General features: G+C 62.7%; 17 protein-coding genes. 4 read left to right on the top strand and 13 right to left on the bottom strand.

The annotated features are described in order from the left end of the window. Positions 1-110 precede the first annotated feature (110 nt). The gene (locus tag ACWKV7_RS02225; RefSeq protein ID WP_483855996.1) at positions 111-638 is read left to right on the top strand and encodes a DUF2062 domain-containing protein; all 528 of its coding nucleotides are present in this window, start codon (positions 111-113) and stop codon (positions 636-638) included. 12 nt (positions 639-650) lie between these two features. Here the strand turns inward: ACWKV7_RS02225 and ACWKV7_RS02230 are convergent, their stop codons facing one another. From ACWKV7_RS02230 to ACWKV7_RS02240, 3 genes are read right to left on the bottom strand one after another with little or no spacing between them, the layout of a single operon-like run. Beyond that, positions 651-1,895 carry a lipoprotein-releasing ABC transporter permease subunit gene (locus ACWKV7_RS02230; protein WP_483855997.1) on the bottom strand — a complete coding sequence of 415 codons (1,245 nt, stop codon included), beginning with the start codon at positions 1,893-1,895 and terminating at the stop codon, positions 651-653. A 1-nt stretch (position 1,896) separates the two neighbouring features. Further along, positions 1,897-2,595: a lipoprotein-releasing ABC transporter ATP-binding protein LolD gene (lolD, locus tag ACWKV7_RS02235; RefSeq protein WP_487249188.1), complete on the bottom strand. Its 699-nt coding sequence runs from the start codon at positions 2,593-2,595 to the stop codon at positions 1,897-1,899. Further along, positions 2,588-3,844 carry a lipoprotein-releasing ABC transporter permease subunit gene (locus tag ACWKV7_RS02240; protein WP_483855999.1) on the bottom strand — a complete coding sequence of 419 codons (1,257 nt, stop codon included), beginning with the start codon at positions 3,842-3,844 and terminating at the stop codon, positions 2,588-2,590. The genes lolD and ACWKV7_RS02240 overlap by 8 nt, the downstream gene beginning before the upstream one ends. 94 nt (positions 3,845-3,938) lie before the next feature. Here ACWKV7_RS02240 and ACWKV7_RS02245 point away from each other — a divergent pair, with 94 nt between their 5' ends. From ACWKV7_RS02245 to ACWKV7_RS02255, 3 genes are read left to right on the top strand one after another with little or no spacing between them, the layout of a single operon-like run. After that, positions 3,939-4,520: a PilZ domain-containing protein gene (locus ACWKV7_RS02245; RefSeq protein WP_483856000.1), complete on the top strand. Its 582-nt coding sequence runs from the start codon at positions 3,939-3,941 to the stop codon at positions 4,518-4,520. A gap of 8 nt (positions 4,521-4,528) precedes the next feature. Further along, positions 4,529-4,819 carry a phosphodiesterase gene (locus ACWKV7_RS02250; protein ID WP_483856001.1) on the top strand — a complete coding sequence of 97 codons (291 nt, stop codon included), beginning with the start codon at positions 4,529-4,531 and terminating at the stop codon, positions 4,817-4,819. Position 4,820: 1 nt separating this feature from the next. After that, positions 4,821-5,540, top strand: coding sequence for a glycerophosphodiester phosphodiesterase (locus ACWKV7_RS02255; protein ID WP_483856002.1), 720 nt, complete (start codon positions 4,821-4,823; stop codon positions 5,538-5,540). A gap of 227 nt (positions 5,541-5,767) precedes the next feature. On the opposite strand, the gene sthA is transcribed toward ACWKV7_RS02255, so the two are convergent. From sthA to ACWKV7_RS02305, 10 genes are all read right to left on the bottom strand, one after another. After that, positions 5,768-7,162, bottom strand: coding sequence for a Si-specific NAD(P)(+) transhydrogenase (gene sthA, locus ACWKV7_RS02260; protein ID WP_483856003.1), 1,395 nt, complete (start codon positions 7,160-7,162; stop codon positions 5,768-5,770). 125 nt (positions 7,163-7,287) lie between these two features. Continuing rightward, a complete protein-coding gene (gene nqrM, locus ACWKV7_RS02265; protein WP_483856004.1) occupies positions 7,288-7,521 on the bottom strand; it encodes a (Na+)-NQR maturation NqrM in 234 nt (77 codons plus the stop codon). Beyond that, complete coding sequence (locus ACWKV7_RS02270; RefSeq protein WP_483856005.1) at positions 7,518-8,546, bottom strand: FAD:protein FMN transferase; 1,029 nt, start codon at positions 8,544-8,546, stop codon at positions 7,518-7,520. Before ACWKV7_RS02270 ends, nqrM begins: the two co-directional genes overlap by 4 nt. Position 8,547: 1 nt before the next feature. Continuing rightward, positions 8,548-9,774: an NADH:ubiquinone reductase (Na(+)-transporting) subunit F gene (gene nqrF / locus ACWKV7_RS02275; RefSeq protein WP_483856006.1), complete on the bottom strand. Its 1,227-nt coding sequence runs from the start codon at positions 9,772-9,774 to the stop codon at positions 8,548-8,550. Between the two features lie 15 nt (positions 9,775-9,789). Continuing rightward, entirely contained in the window at positions 9,790-10,398 is a 609-nt protein-coding gene (gene nqrE / locus ACWKV7_RS02280) for an NADH:ubiquinone reductase (Na(+)-transporting) subunit E (protein ID WP_483856007.1), read from the bottom strand. Next, entirely contained in the window at positions 10,398-11,072 is a 675-nt protein-coding gene (locus tag ACWKV7_RS02285; RefSeq protein ID WP_483856008.1) for an NADH:ubiquinone reductase (Na(+)-transporting) subunit D, read from the bottom strand. The genes nqrE and ACWKV7_RS02285 overlap by 1 nt, the downstream gene beginning before the upstream one ends. Beyond that, positions 11,069-11,857 carry a Na(+)-translocating NADH-quinone reductase subunit C gene (locus ACWKV7_RS02290; RefSeq protein WP_483856009.1) on the bottom strand — a complete coding sequence of 263 codons (789 nt, stop codon included), beginning with the start codon at positions 11,855-11,857 and terminating at the stop codon, positions 11,069-11,071. Before ACWKV7_RS02290 ends, ACWKV7_RS02285 begins: the two co-directional genes overlap by 4 nt. Continuing rightward, the gene (locus ACWKV7_RS02295; protein WP_483856010.1) at positions 11,850-13,061 is read right to left on the bottom strand and encodes an NADH:ubiquinone reductase (Na(+)-transporting) subunit B; all 1,212 of its coding nucleotides are present in this window, start codon (positions 13,059-13,061) and stop codon (positions 11,850-11,852) included. Before ACWKV7_RS02295 ends, ACWKV7_RS02290 begins: the two co-directional genes overlap by 8 nt. Positions 13,062-13,064: 3 nt before the next feature. Next, positions 13,065-14,402, bottom strand: coding sequence for a Na(+)-translocating NADH-quinone reductase subunit A (locus ACWKV7_RS02300; protein WP_483856011.1), 1,338 nt, complete (start codon positions 14,400-14,402; stop codon positions 13,065-13,067). Between the two features lie 355 nt (positions 14,403-14,757). Next, the gene (locus tag ACWKV7_RS02305) at positions 14,758-16,206 is read right to left on the bottom strand and encodes a glyceraldehyde-3-phosphate dehydrogenase (RefSeq protein WP_483856012.1); all 1,449 of its coding nucleotides are present in this window, start codon (positions 16,204-16,206) and stop codon (positions 14,758-14,760) included. Between the last annotated feature and the right edge of the window lie 119 nt (positions 16,207-16,325).

The raw sequence follows: 16,325 nt of genomic DNA on the forward strand, positions 1-16,325 counted from the left end.
AAAGCGAACGATTGCCGCTTCGTTTAAATCGTCTGTCACACACTATGCCAGCAACCGGGCATGAATCGGTGCATAATAATCGGCGCTTTTCAGCCTGCCAGAGAGCCTTCATGCCGCGTCGTTTTTTCAAGCGCTACATGCCCAACCCTGAACGTATCAAGGGCAGCAAATCCCTGCGCTTCCTAGGCTCCCTGATCCACGATCCCAACCTCTGGCACCTGAACCGGCACTCGGTGGCCCGGGCTATGTCGGTCGGCCTGTTTTCCGCGCTGATTCCGATCCCGATGCAGATGCTGCTGGCCGCCGCCCTGGCCATCCCGCTGCGGGCCAATATGGCCATTTCGGTGGGGCTGGTCTGGCTGACCAACCCGATCACCATGCCGCCGGTGTTCTACTGCACCTACAAACTCGGCACCTGGGTACTGCAGACACCGGCACTGAACATGCCCGCAGAATTGAGCTGGACCTGGTTCAGCGCCCGCCTGACCACCCTCTGGCAACCGCTGCTGGCGGGATCATTGATCACCGCCGTGGTGAGCGCCGTGCTGGGTTACTGCCTGACCATGGTCTACTGGCGCTGGTGGGTACGCCGCAGCTGGCGCAAGCGCCAGGAAAGCCGGCGCCAGCGCAATCGCTGACACCGCCTCCTCTCATTCGTAGCGCAAGGCTTCCGCCGGCTGGGTGCGCGCCGCGCGCCAGGCCGGATAGAGGGTCGCCAGGAAACTGAGGGAAAACGCCGCGCCGCAGATCAGCAGCACATCAGCCACTTGCAACTCGGACGGCAGGTTGCTGATGAAGTAGATGTCCGAACTGAGGATCTGCTGGCCGCTGATCCGCTCGATCCAGCCCACCAACTGGCTGACGTTGAGCGCAGCGATCACGCCCAGGACCGCCCCGAGCAGGGTACCGATCGAACCGATCACCGTACCCTGCACCATGAAAACCGCCATGATCTGTCCCGGCGTGGCCCCCAGGGTACGCAGGATGGCGATGTCGGCGCGCTTGTCGGCAACCACCATGACCAGCGTGGCGATGATGTTGAAGGCCGCCACGGCAATGATCAGCAGCAGCAGCAAGGCGATCATAGTCTTTTCCATCTGCATGGCGCTGAACAGGCTGCCCTGGGTCTGCGTCCAGTCGCTCGCGCGGTACTCCTTGCCCAACCCGGCGGCAATGCTCGCGGCCACCTGCGGCGCCTGGTACAGGTCCTTCAGCTCGAGGCGCACACCCTGCACCTGGTCCGGTTGCCAGTGCTGCATATGCGCCGCATCGGCGATATGGATCAGCGCCAGCGAGCCATCCAGCTCAGCACCCACCTTGAAGATCCCGACGACGCTCAGCCGCTGCATGCGCGGCGTGATGCCACCCGCCGCGCTGCTCGCCTCGGGCACGATCAGGGTCAACTTGTCGCCCGCCTGCAAGCCGAAGCGGCGCGCCGTGAGATCGCCGATCACCACGCCGAACTCGCCGGCCTGCAAGGCATCCAGCCGACCCTGCTTCATATGCTTGGCGACGATGGAAACCTTCGCTTCCTCGGCAGGATCGATGGCGTTGATCTGTACCGGTTGCATCGCGCCCTTGTAGGAGAGCATGCCTTCCAGCTCGCCGAACGGCGCAGCCGCCAGCACCTGCGGATTGCGCGAGATCGCCGCCGCCACGCTGCGCCAGTCGTCCAGCGGTTGCTCGGCCGTGATCACCGCATGGGGAACCGTGCCGAGAATGCGCTTGCTCATTTCCTTCTGGAAACCGTTCATGACCGAGAGCACCACGATCATCGCCAGCACGCCGAGGGCGAGGCCGCTCATCGAGGTCAGGGAAATGAAGGAGATGAAATGATTGCGGCGCTTGGCGCGGGTATAGCGCGTGCCGATGAAGATCGAGAGAGGCCGGAACATATCAGGCAGCCACCAGCCGACCTTCGTCCAGGCGCAGTACGCGATCCATCTGCCGCGCCAGTTGCATATCGTGGGTCACCACCAGGAATGCGGTCAGCGAGGAGCGGCTGAGTTCCAGCATCAGCTCCTGGATGCCATGGGCCGTATGTTGGTCGAGGTTGCCGGTTGGCTCGTCGAGCAGCACCAGCGCCGGCTGATTGACCAGCGCGCGGGCAATGGCTACGCGCTGGCGCTCGCCGCCGGACAGCTCCGCCGGCTTGTGCGCCAGGCGATGGCCGAGACCGACCCGTTCGAGCAAGGCGGTGGCCCGCGTCCGGGCCTCGGGGATCGGCGTCTTGCCGATCAGCAGCGGCATGCAGACGTTCTCCAGGGCGGTGAACTCCGGAAGCAAGTGATGGAACTGATAGACGAAGCCCAGCGCGCGGTTGCGCAATAGCCCCCGGGCCTTCTCGTTGAGCGCGGAAAGCTCCTCGCCAGCCAGCCAGACACTGCCGTGACTGGGCGTATCCAAACCGCCGAGCAGATTGAGCAGCGTGCTCTTGCCGGAGCCGGAGCTACCGACGATGGCGATCCGTTCGCCGGGATGCAGCTCCAGTTGCACATCGGCCAGCACTTCGACCGATTGCGGGCCTTCCTCATAGCATTTGCCCAGGCTGCGGCAGCTCAGCACGGCCCGATCTTTCATGGACGAATCACTCATAGCGCAAGGCCTCCGCGGGCTGGGTGCGCGCGGCACGCCAGGCCGGATACAAGGTGGCGAGGAAACTCAGGACCAGCGCCGCGCCGCTGATCATCAGCACGTCGCTCAGCAGAATCTTCGACGGCAAGTAGCCGATGAAATACACCTCGGCATCGAGGAACGTGTGGCCGAGCAAGCGCTCGAGCGCTGCGATCCCGGCACTGACATTGAGCGCGGCGAGCACGCCGAGCACGGTCCCGATCAGCGTACCGATCACCCCGATCACCGTGCCCTGCACCATGAAGATCGCCATGATCTGGCCCGGCGTGGCGCCCAGGGTACGCAGGATGGCGATATCGGACTTCTTGTCGGTGACCACCATCACCAGGGTGGAAATGATATTGAAGGCCGCCACGGCGACGATCAGTAGCAACAGCAGGCCGATCATCGCCTTTTCCATGCGAATGGCCTGGTACAGATTGCCATGGGTGCGGGTCCAATCGCGGGCGAAGAATTCTTCGCCATCCAGCCGCGTGGCAAGTTCCCAGGCCACCTGCGGCGCCTGGAACAGGTCCTCCAGCTTGAGGCGCAGCCCTTGCACCTGCTCGGGCCGCCAACGCTTCAGCCGCGCAGCATCCTCGATATGGGTCAGTGCCAGGAAACCATCCAACTCGCCGACCTTGGTGTGGAAGATGCCCACCACGGTGAAGCGCTTCATGCGCGGGAACATGCCCGCTGGCGTGACCGCCACCTCGGGAGCGACGAAAGTGATCTTGTCGCCGATGCCCACGCCGAGTTTTTCCGCGGAACGGCTGCCAAGCACGATGCCGAACTTGCCGGGCTCAAGGGCTTGCAGGGAGCCTTTTCCGGGCTGGAAGAAGTCGCCGATGATCGACACCTGGGCTTCCGCGGCGGGGTCGACGGCGTTGATCAGGACCTTCTGTACCTTGCCGGCGTTGCTCAGCAGGCCCTGCATCTGGGTGAAGGGGGCGACCGCCTCGACCTGCGGGTGGCGCGCGACCTCGGCGGCGGTCTGCTGCCAATCGTCCATCGGCTGGGCCGACTCGATGGTGGCGTGCGGCACAAGGCCAAGCACGCGGTTGCGCATCTCGTGGTCGAAACCGTTCATCACCGAGAGCACCACGATCATCACCAGCACGCCGAGGGCGAGACCGATCATGGAGGTGAGGGAAATGAAGGAGACGAAGTGATTACGGCGTTTGGCCCGCGTATAGCGCGCGCCAATGTACAGGGACAAAGGTCTGAACATGTCGGGGCTGGTTCGCTGGAAAGAGAAACGTCCTTGTGGCGGGGCTTGGCGCGCGGCTTTACACTCGAAGCACCAATGCAGTCATGGGGTCACCATGTCACAGGATGTCGAGGATCGCCGCGAATACTATCGTATCGAGGATACGATCGCACTGGAATTTAGCCTGCTGGCCGGCCCGGAGGCGCAGGCCGGTGACATACTTCACGACCCCTCGCCGCTGTTCAACCTGCTCAGCGATCTGCACCTGATGGACTTCGAGTCGCAGCACCTGCTGCGCCATATCAGCGAACGCGACCGCACCCTGGCCAACTACCTGAAAGTAATCAACAAGCGTATCGACCTGCTCGGCCAGGCCGTCGCGCAGAGCCTGCTGAGAGACATCGGCGAACCCCGCAAGGTCAGCCTCTCCGAAGGTGGCATCAGCTTCAACCATGGCAAGGCGGTGGCGGTAGGCAGCCATCTGGCGGTGAAGATGGTACTGATGCCCCAGGCCCTCGGTCTCCTGCTGAGAGCCCAGGTGCTGCATTGCCGCGAGCTGCCAAGCGGGCAATTCGAGATCGGTACCGAGTTCGAAGCGTTGACCGACGCACAGCGTCAATTGCTCGCCCGGCATATCCTCCAGCGGCAGGCCCTGGAACGCCGCCAGGCCCGCGAACGTCCCGATCCACAACGTTGAGAGTGCCCATGTCCCGCCTTGTCCTGCTGTTCGCCCTGCTCCTGCCCGTCGCCGGCTACGCCGACACCCTGCAAATCCCCATTGGCCAGCAAGGCACCGCCGACATCCCGCTGCCCAAGCGAGGGGAGTCGCAGCGTGCGGTGCTCGAACGCTTCGGCCTGGCCGACGAGGAGCATGCGCCGGTCGGCAAGCCGCCGATCAGCCGCTGGGACTATCGCGAGTTCTCGGTCTATTTCGAAAGTGGCCGCGTGATCGATAGCGTGCGCCATCACCAACCTCACACCACGAAGGAAGAATGAGTTGACCCTGATCTACGGTCATCGCGGCGCCAAGGGCGAAGCACCGGAAAACACCCTGGCCAGCTTCCAGCAATGCCTGGAGCATGGCGTCAGGCGCTGCGAGCTGGACCTGCACCTGTCCCGCGACGGCGAACTGATGGTGATCCACGACCCGACCCTCAAGCGCACCACCGGCCGGCACGGCAAGGTGGTGCAGCACGATGCCGATGAGCTGGCCCGATACGACGCCCGCCGCGCAGGACCGGACTGGCCCCAGCCCTGCCCCATTCCGCGACTCGCCGAACTGTTCGAGAAGTGCCCGTTCGAGCACTGGCAACTGGAGGTGAAGAGCGCCTCGAAAGGACGGGCCGCCCGTACCGTGCTGGCAATTCGCGCGCTGGCCGAGCAGCACGGTCTGCTCGACAAGGTCACCGTCACCTCCAGTTCGAGGGAAGTACTGCGCGCGCTCAAACGACTGACCCCGGACCTCGCGCGCGGCCTGGTGGCCGAATACGCTTGGCTTGACCCGCTGAAGGTCGCCAGGCACTACGGCTGCCAGATGCTCGCACTGAACTGGACCCTCTGCACGCCGGAGCGACTGGCCAAGGCCCAGAAGCAAGGACTGCACGTATCGGTCTGGACGGTCAACGATGCGGCGCTGATGCGCCGGCTCGCCGACTTCGGAGTCGACAGCATCATCACCGACTTTCCCGGGCTGGCGGTACACACCCTGCAGGCTTGAGACCGCTCACTGCCGCCCCGGCGAAATGCTCCCGCCCTACGGAGTCGGCGAGTTCCGAATGAGCAAACGATGCTTCCGGAACAAGCAGCCGAAAAGGACAAGACCGGCATGAAAGCCGGTCTTTTTTTACCTGAAGCGTCAGAAGCTCTCGCGATTCGGCCAGCGCCAGCCAGGCGAGCCATCGAACGGGTCATCCCCAGCCGGCCCAGGCCGCCGGCCGGAGCCGCTCAAAAAAGCCGGTTGAGTCCGTCGAAGGCAGCCACCCGATAGGCCTCGGCCATGGTCGGATAGTTGAAGGTGGTATTGACGAAGTACTTGATGCTGTTCGCCTCGCCCTTCTGGTTCATGATCGCCTGGCCGATGTGCACGATCTCCGAAGCCTGGTAGCCGAAGCAGTGCACGCCCAGTATTTCCAGGGTCTCGCGATGGAACAGGATCTTCAGCATGCCCACCGGCTCAACGGCGATCTGCGCCCGCGCCATGCCCTTGAAGAACGCCTTGCCCACTTCGTAGGGCACCTTGGCCTGGGTCAGTTCACGCTCGGTCTTGCCTAGCGAGCTGATCTCCGGAATGGTGTAGATGCCGGTCGGCACGTCGTCGACGAAGCGCCAGCTGCCGTTCTCCACGATGCTGCCCGCCGCCGAACGGCCCTGGTCGAACGCCGCGCTGGCGAGGCTCGGCCAGCCGATCACGTCGCCGGCCGCATAGATGTTGCTGACCTCGGTGCGGTAGTGTTCGTCCACCTGAATCTGCCCGCGGCTGTTGGCCTTCAGACCGATGTTCTCCAGGCCGAGCTTGTCGGTATTGCCGGTACGACCGTTGCACCAGAGCAAGGCATCGGCCTTGATCTTCTTGCCGGATTTCAGGTGCAGGATCACCCCGTTATCCAGGCCCTCGATGTGCTCGTACTCTTCATTGTGACGGATCAGCACGTTGTTGTTGCGCAGGTGGTAGCTCAACGCATCGGAGATTTCGTCGTCGAGGAAGCTGAGCAACTGGTCGCGGTTGTCGATCAAGTCGACCAGCACGCCCAGGCCACTGAAAATCGATGCATATTCGCTGCCGATCACCCCGGCGCCGTAGATGATCAACCGTCGCGGCGTGTGGCTGAGGGTGAGAATGGTGTCGCTGTCGTACACCCGCGGGTGGTTGAAGTCGACGTCCGCCGGGCGATAGGGGCGCGAACCGGTAGCGATGACGATCTGCTTGGCTACCAGCTTTTCCACCATTCCGTTGAGGCACACCACTTCGACCGAATGCTCGTCGGAGAAGCTGGCGGTCCCGAAGAAGGTGTCGATGCGATTGCGTGCGTAGTAGCCGGTGCGCGAGGTGACCTGCTTGGCGATGACCTTTTCCGCGCTCTTCAGCACATCGGGAAAGGAGAACCAGCGCGGCTCGCCGATCTGGCGAAACATCGGATTGGTGTTGAACTGCATGATCTGGCGCACCGAGTGACGCAGCGCCTTGGAGGGAATGGTGCCGAGGTGCGTGCAGTTGCCACCGACCAGCTTGCGATCGTCCACCACCGCGACCTTGCGGCCCGCCTTGGCGGCATTCATCGCCGCGCCCTCGCCCGCCGGACCGGAGCCCAGCACCACCACGTCGTAGTTGTAGACCGCCATGATTACTCCTTCAGAACAAACCCTGGCGCCGAATTAGCGCCAGGGCAGTGCCGGACCAGCCGTCCAGCCAGAATTCTTCTTATGCGTGCGCCGGTCAGCCTGGGCGGATGACTGGCGCGCGTCCATTAGCGCTTGGTCGCATCGTAGGCGAGATCGGGCTCCGGCTCGGCGGCCGGTTTGTCGGCATTGACCTCCTCGCACTTGGTGCGGTCACCGCCGCAGATCGAGCATTCCTTTTCGATCCCCAGGTTGGCGATGCCGCCGCAGGAGCCGGCGATCGGCTTGCGCCCCATGATCACGCCGACAGACATGCCGAGCACCACCAGAAGCATCACGATGAATACGGCTAGCCAGGTCATGGCTGTTCTCCTTGCGCTGCGAAGAGCGCGTCGAATGCGGGGGTGCTGCGGCTGGCGAAACCGTCGCCGTCGCGGCTGACGAAAAAGGCCGCCAGGCCTTCTCGCTCGGCGAAGGCATAGCCCCGCTCGGGCCCCAGCACCATTAACAGGGTAGACAGTCCGTCGGCTTGCAGGGTTTCCCGGTGCACCACGGTCACCGCCGCCAGGGTGTGCTCGATGGGAGCGGCGGTTTGCGGGTCCAGGGTATGGGAATAGCGCCGGCCGTCCTTCTCGAAATAGTTGCGATAGTCGCCGGAGGTGGATACCCCGTAGCCATCCAGCGCGATGATCTTCTGCGCCACTCGCTCGCCGCTCTGCGGCGCCTCGATGGCGATACGCCAGGGCGATCCGTCGGGCTTCTTGCCGACCGCCTTCAGCTCGCCGGTAATCTCCACCAAGTAGCTGGAAACGCCCTGCTGTTCCAGATAGGCGGTGATGCGATCCACTGCATAGCCGGCGGCAATGCTGTTGAAGTCCACCTGCACCGGCGCATCCCGGCACAATTGGTCGCCGTCGATGGAAAGATGTCGGTAGCCGAACTGCCCACGCACCGCCTCGAGCTCCGCAGCAGTCGGCACCCGATCGCCCTTGGCTTTGGGTCCGAACCCCCACAGGTTGAGCAGCGGCTCCAGGGTCAGATCGAAGGCACCATCGCTGCGCTCAGCCAGCTCGATACCGGCGCGCACCAGGTGCAGCACGGGCTCTGGCATGGCCATGCAGCGCTCGGCCGGGCTTTCGTTGAATCGTTCGATATCCGAATCCGCGCGATAGGTCGACATCTGCCGGTCGATCTCTGCAAGGATCGCCTCCACCTCCGGCTGCAGCCGAGCCGACTCCGGAGCACTGGAGTCGCGCACATACTTCACCGAATAGGTGCTGCCCATGGTCGGGCCGGAAAACGATTCGATGGAATCCGAAAACCAGCAGCCCGCCAAGGCTGCCGCGAATGCGGCAACGATGGCGGGCTTGAGTACAGCAGGAATCATGTCAGCCGCCGAAGTCGTCGAGCAGGATGTTGTCCGGCTCCACACCCAGGTCGGTAAGCATCTTGATCACCGCGGCGTTCATCATCGGCGGACCGCACATGTAGAACTCGCAGTCCTCGGGAGCCGGGTGGTCCTTCAGGTAGTTCTCGTACAACACGTTGTGGATGAAGCCCTTGAGGCCGGTCCAGTTGTCTTCGGGCTGCGGATCGGACAGCGCCAGGTGCCACTGGAAGTTCTCGTTCTCCGCCTGCAGCTGGTCGTACTCCTCGCTGTAGAAGGCTTCCCGTAGCGACCGGGCGCCATACCAGAAGCTGATCTTGCGCTTGGACTTCAACCGCTTGAGCTGGTCGAATATATGCGAGCGCATCGGTGCCATGCCGGCACCACCGCCAATGAAGACCATCTCGGCATCGGTGTCCTTGGCGAAGAATTCGCCAAAAGGCCCGTACACGGTGATCTTGTCGCCCGGCTTGAGGCTGAACACATAGGAGGACATCTTGCCCGGCGGGATTTCGTCCTTGCCTGGCGGCGGCGAAGCGATACGGATGTTGAACTTCACCAGCCCGCGCTCTTCCGGATAGTTCGCCATGGAGTAGGCGCGAATGGTGGTTTCGTCCACCTTCGACACGTAACGCCACATGTTGAACTTGTCCCAGTCGCCACGATATTCCGGCTGGATGTCGAAGTCCTTGTAGTTGACCACGTGCGGCGGGCATTCCAGCTGCACGTAGCCACCGGCGCGGAAGTCGACGTTCTCGCCTTCCGGCAGTTTGAGCGTCAGCTCCTTGATGAAGGTGGCGACGTTGGGGTTGGACTCCACCGTGCATTCCCACTTCTTCACGCCAAAGACTTCTTCCGGCACCTCGATCTTCATGTCCTGCTTGACCGGAGTCTGGCAGGACAGGCGCCAGCCCTCGCCCGCCTCACGACGGGTGAAGTGCGACTCCTCGGTCGGCAGCATCTCGCCACCGCCGCTTTCGACGATGCATTTGCACTGCGCACAGGTACCGCCGCCGCCACAGGCGGAAGACAGGAAGATGTTGTTCGCCGCAAGGGTCTGCAACAGCTTGCCGCCGGCGGGCACGGTGATGGTCCGCTCGCCGTTGACCTCGATGGTCACGTCGCCGCTGGAAACCAGCTTGGCGCGCGCCATCAGGATGATCACCACCAGGCCCAGGACGATGGCGGTGAACATGCCGATGGCGAGGAAAATCTCGAAATTGATCATCTACTCATCCCTTCCTTACAGCTGCACACCGGAGAAGGACATGAAGCCCAGAGACATCAAGCCGATGGTGATAAAGGTGATACCCAGGCCACGCAGGCCCTCGGGCACATCGCTGTATTTGAGCTTCTCGCGGATACCCGCCAGGGTGGCGATCGCCAGCGCCCAGGACAGGCCGGAGCCGACCCCATAGACCGCACTCTCGCCCAGGTTGTAGTCCCGCTCCACCATGAACAGCGAGCCGGCCATGATGGCGCAGTTCACCGTGATCAGCGGCAGGAACACACCCAGGGCGTTGTAGAGCGAGGGCACGTACTTATCCAGGGTCATTTCCAGGATCTGCACAATGGCCGCGATCACGCCGATGTAGCTGAGCAGGCCGAGGAAGCTCAGGTCGACCTCAGGCAGGCCGGCCCAGGCCAGGGCACCATCCTTGAGCAGGTAGGTGTAGATCAGGTTGTTGGCCGGCACGGTGATGGCTTGCACCACGATGACCGCGACGCCGAGACCGATGGCGGTTTCCACCTTCTTGGAGATGGCGATGAAGGTGCACATGCCGAGGAAGAAGGCCAGCGCCATGTTCTCGACGAACACCGCCCGCACGAACAGGCTGATGTAGTGTTCCATTAGTAGGCCTCCTTGTTGGATACCTGCGGTGCCATCTTGTAGGCGACGGGTTCGATCTGTTCCTTCTTCCAGGAACGCAGGCCCCAGATGATCAAGCCGATCAGGAAGAATGCCGAGGGCGGCAGCAGCAACAAGCCGTTGGGCTGGTACCAGCCGCCGTCGTTGACCACCGGAATGATCTCGTAGCCCATCAGCTTGCCGGCGCCGAACAGCTCGCGAACGATGCCGAGCACGATCAGCATGGCGCTGTAGCCAAGACCGTTGCCGATGCCGTCGAAGAACGACAGGACCGGCGGGTTCTGCATGGCGAAAGCCTCGGCGCGACCCATCACGATGCAGTTGGTGATGATCAGGCCGACGAACACCGAGAGCTGCTTGGACAGCGAATAGGCGTAGGCCTTGAGCACCTGGTCCACCACGATCACCAGCGAGGCGATGATCACCATCTGCACGATCATGCGGATCGAGCTGGGGATCTGGCTGCGGATCATCGAGATGAACATGCTGGAGAACGCCGTCACCAGCGTCAGCGCAATGGACATCACCAGCGCGGTCTTGAGGTTCGAGGTCACCGCCAGGGCCGAGCAGATTCCGAGAATCTGCAGGCCGATCGGGTTGTTGTTCAGAATCGGATTGAACAGGACTTCTTTGATTGTCGGTTGCGACATGATCAAGCCTCCCCAGCGCGCAGGTTAGCGATAAACGGGCCGAAGCCGTTCTCACCCAGCCAGAAGTGCAACAGGTTGTTCACCCCCTTGCTGGTCAGGGTCGCCCCGGCGAGAGCGTCGACCTGATGCTCGGCATTCGGGCTTTGCGGGTCCACGCCGCCCTTGACGATCTGCACCGCCAGCTCGCCGCTGTCGTTGAACAGCGTCTTGCCCGGCCACTGGGCCTTCCATTTCGGGTTGTCCACTTCGCCGCCGAGACCGGGGGTCTCGCCATGCTGGTAGAAGCCCATGCCCACCACGGTATTGAGATCACCCTTGACCGCCATGAAGCCGTACAGGGTCGACCACAGGCCGTAACCGCGTACTGGCAGGATCAGGGTGTCCAGCTGACCATCCTTCTCCACCAGGTAAACGGTGGTGTAGCGCTCCTGGCGCTTGATCGAGGCAATGTCCTGCTCGGGTGGCAGGACCTCGGACAGCTCGGGGTTCTTGGCCGCAGTCAGCGGGTCGAACGTCTTCGGATCGAAGGCATCGCTGAACTTGCCGGTTTCCAGGTCCACCAGTTTCGGCGTGATGGTGCTGTTGAACAGCTCCTTGACCTCACGGCCGGACATGCCCGGCTTGCCCAGCCCGGCGATCGCCAGGATGCTGCGCTGCTTGTCCAGCAGGCGGTTGTCGACCTGGGTCGGCTTCAGCGCCACGGCGGCGCCGGCAACGAACACCGAGCACACCAGGCAGACCAGCAGGGCCACCATCAGCGTGCGTACGGTGGATTCTTTTTGACTAGACATTGCGTGCCAGCCTCCGCTTGATATTGGCCTGAACGACGAAGTGGTCGATCAGCGGTGCGAACAGGTTGGCGAACAGGATCGCCAGCATCATGCCTTCCGGAAAGGCCGGGTTGACCACGCGGATCAACACCACCATGACGCCGATCAGCGCACCGAAGATCCACTTGCCGGTGTTGGTCATGGAGGCCGACACCGGGTCGGTGGCCATGAAGATCATGCCGAAGGCGAATCCGCCGACCACAAGGTGCCAGTACCAGGGCATGGCGAACATCGGGTTGGTGGTGGAACCGATGGCATTGAACAGCAGCGACAGGCCGATCATGCCCAACATCACGCCGGCGACGATGCGCCAGGAGGCGATCTTGGTCATCAGCAACACCGCGCCGCCGATCAGGATGGCCAGGGTGCTGGTTTCGCCGATCGAGCCGTGGATGGTGCCGAGGAAGGCGCTCATCCAGGTCACGCCGTGGCTCAGCAGGTTGTCGATGCCGCCGGCGGCGCTCAGGCCCAGCGCGGTGGCGCCGGCAAAGCCGTCCACCGCTGTCCATACCGCATCACCGGACATCTGCGCCGGGTAGGCGAAGAACAGGAACGCACGACCGGTCAGCGCCGGGTTGAGGAAGTTCTTGCCGGTACCGCCGAAGACTTCCTTGCCGATCACCACGCCGAAGCTGATGCCCAGGGCGACCTGCCACAACGGGATGGTCGGCGGCAGGATCAGGGCGAACAGCACGGAAGTAACGAAGAAGCCCTCGTTGACTTCATGCTTGCGGATCGACGCGAACAGTACTTCCCAGAAGCCGCCGACCAGAAAGGTCACCAGGTACACCGGCAGGAAGTACGCCGCACCCTGGACGAAGCAGTCCCACAGGCTGGACGGGTCGAAGCCGGCCAGGGCACCGATCAGCGCGAAACGCCAGCCTTCCTGGGCCGACAGCAGCTCGGGGCTGGCCGCGTAGATCTGGTTAGCCTGGTAGCCGATGTTCCACATGCCGAAGAACATTGCCGGGAAAGTGCACAGCCACACGGTGATCATCATGCGCTTGAGGTCGATGCCGTCGCGCACGTGAGCGGTGGTCTTGGTCACGCTGCCGGGACGATAGAAGAAGGTGTCTATGGCCTCGTAGAGGGCATACCACTTCTCGAACTTACCGCCCTTCTCGAAGTTATGCTCGATCTTGTCGAGAAATGCTCGAATACCCATGGATCAACCCTCCTTCTCGATGCGGGTCAGGTTATCCCGCAGGATCGGGCCATATTCGTACTTGCCGGCGCACACGTAGGTGCACAGCGCCAGGTCTTCTTCGTCAAGCTCCAGGCAGCCGAGTTTCTGCGCCATTTCGGTATCGCCGACGATCAGGTAGCGCAGCAACTGGGTGGGCAGGATGTCCAGCGGCATCACTTCCTCGTAGTTGCCGACCGGAACCATGGCCCGCGGGCTGCCGTTGGTGGTGGTGGAAAAAGCGAATTTCTTCGCCGCCATCAGCTTGGAGACGAACACATTGAGCACAGAGTGCTTGTTCACCCCGGCGCGCAGGTAGTGCAGCATCTCGCGGTCGCTGCCCTCGCGCAGGCAGGAAACCTGCTGGTGATAGCGGCCGAGGAAGGCGAATGCACCGTGAGCGGTGCGGCCGCCGAATACCGAGCCGGAGATGACTCGGTTGTAGCCGGGCTGCAGTTCGCCCGCGGTCAGCTCCTCGAGGTTGGCGCCCAGGCGGGTGCGCACCAGGCGCGGCTGCTCGACGACCGGTCCGGCCAGAGCGACCACGCGCTCGACCGACAACTGGCCGCTGGTGAACAGCTTGCCGATGGCGATCACATCCTGGTAACCGACGGACCAGACGCTCTTGCTGGCGCTGACCGGGTCGAGGAAATGAATATGGGTACCGACCAGGCCTGCCGGGTGCGGGCCGGAGAAAGTCTCGCTGGAAACATTGGCCAGACCGTCGCCCGGCAGGCTGGCGCCCTCGGCCTTGCACAGATAGACCTTGGCCAGGCGGGCCAGAACCTTCAGGCCATCGGCAAAGGCTTCGGCCTGCTCGCCGATGACCACTGTCGGATCGGCAGCCAGCGGATGCGTATCGATGGCGGTGACGAAGATCGAGCTGGGCGTGGCGTCAACCGCCGGCACCTGGCTGAACGGCCGGGTGCGCAGCGCGGTCCACAGGCCCGACTGTTGCAGGTTTTCACGCACCTGCTCGCCACTCAGCCCTTCCAGTTCGGCAGAGGAATAGCGGGAAAAAGTCAGCTGCTCGTCGCCTTCCAGATCGATGACGACGGACTGCAGGACGCGCTTCTCGCCGCGATGAATGGCGCTGACTACGCCAGCCCCCGGTGCGGTGTAGTTGCCCCCCGGCGACTTCTTGTCGGAGAACAACACCTGACCGAGCTTGACCCGGTCACCGACCTGGACCTGCATGGTCGGCTTCATTCCGTGATAGTCGAAGCCTATCACGGCGACGCTGCGCACCGGCCTCGCGGCCTCGATACGCTGCGCCGGCGCACCCGTTATGGGCAAATCGAGCCCACGTTTTATTTTGATCATAGGTTTGCCTAACCACTGATTTGGAATACTTATTTGAGTACGTGCGCGCTTCGAAGCCGTGCGACACGGCGCACCCCGATTGAAACGATCGGCGTGGGCGAAGCGGTCGACCCGGGAAAAAATCCGCCCGATTATAGGGGCATCCTTCCCCGGCTGGCCACCCAAGCACTTGCTTCTTTTGGATTTTTCCGGAGCGGGCGACAGTTTCCCCAGCTCATCGCCAGCGCCCCACGAACGCACTGAACCAGACTGCCGAAAAGACGAGAACCGGCCCCGGCGCGTCACTCGCCGACCAGAAACAAAACCGCAGAATGCAGAACGGGAGCCGAAGCTCCCGTTCTGTTTGCATCAGCGTTTAGCGCGGAAACGCCGGCGGGTTGACCCCGGCCATGTCTTCCATCACCCGTACCACCTGGCAGCTGTAGCCGAACTCGTTGTCGTACCAGACATAGAGCACCACGCGGTTGTCGTTGGCAATGGTGGCTTCGGCATCGACCACACCGGCATGGCGCGAGCCGACGAAGTCGGTGGATACCACTTCCTGCGAGCTGACGAAGTCGATCTGCTTCTGCAGGTCCGAGTGCATGGCCATCTGGCGCAGGTACTCGTTGATCTCCTCGCGAGTCGTCGCCTTCTCCAGGTTCAGATTGAGAATGGCCATGGACACGTTCGGCGTCGGCACGCGAATGGCATTGCCGGTCAGCTTGCCCTTCAGCACCGGCAGGGCCTTGGCGGCGGCGGTGGCGGCACCGGTTTCGGTGATCACCATGTTCAGCGCGGCACTGCGCCCACGACGGCTGCCCTTGTGGAAGTTGTCGATCAGGTTCTGGTCGTTGGTATACGAGTGAACGGTCTCGACGTGACCATTGACGATGCCGTACTGGTCATTCACGGCCTTGAGCACCGGCACGATGGCATTGGTGGTGCAGGACGCGGCGGAGATGATCTTGTCGTCGGCGGTGATGTCGCCATGGTTGATACCATGCACGATATTCTTCAGCGCCCCTTTGCCCGGCGCGGTCAGCACCACGCGATCGATGCCCGGGCACTTCAGGTGCTGGCCGAGGCCTTCGGCGTCGCGCCACTTGCCGGTGTTGTCCACCAGCAGGGCATTCTTGATGCCGTACTGGGTGTAGTCGATGGACGCCGGGTCGTTGGAGTAGATGACCTGGATCAGGTTGCCGTTGGCGGTGAGGGTGTTGTTTTCCTCATCGATGGTGATGGTGCCGTCGAACGGACCATGCACAGAATCGCGGCGCAGCAGGCTGGCGCGCTTGACCAGATCGTTCTCGGCACCCTTGCGTACGACGATGGCACGCAGACGCAGGCCGTCGCCACCACCGGTCTTCTCGATCAGGATGCGCGCCAGCAGGCGGCCGATGCGACCGAAGCCGTACAGCACCACGTCGGTGCCTTCGCGCGGTGCGCTGTTCTGCTTACCGACGACCTCGGCCAGCTCTTCGCGCACGAACTGCTCGATGTTGCGGCCATTGCCCTCGGTCTTGAACTTCGAAACCATCTTGCCCAGATCGACCGAAGCCGCGCCGAGCTTGAGTTCGCTCATGGTCTTGAGGATCGGGAAGGTCTCGTGCACCGACAACTCGGTCTCATCGCCCATGCGGTGGCGGGCAAAGCGATGCGCCTTAAGGATGGCGATCACCGAACGATTGATCAGGCCACGGCCATAGATCGAGGTCACCACATTGTTATTGCGGTAGAGCTGGCCGATCAGCGGAATCATCGCCTCGGCAAGCGCTTCACGATCAATCCACTCTCCAAGACACTGGTCGGGCTTCTGATTCACGGTGCAATACCTTCCACATGTAGGGGCTGAAAAAAGGGGCTACATTATGACGGCGCACGCAAGCATGAGCAATGCGCGCCCGTCGCGCCTGACATTGACCGCCATGCCCCGCTACAATT

The organism is Zestomonas ipomoeae, assembly GCF_057128665.1.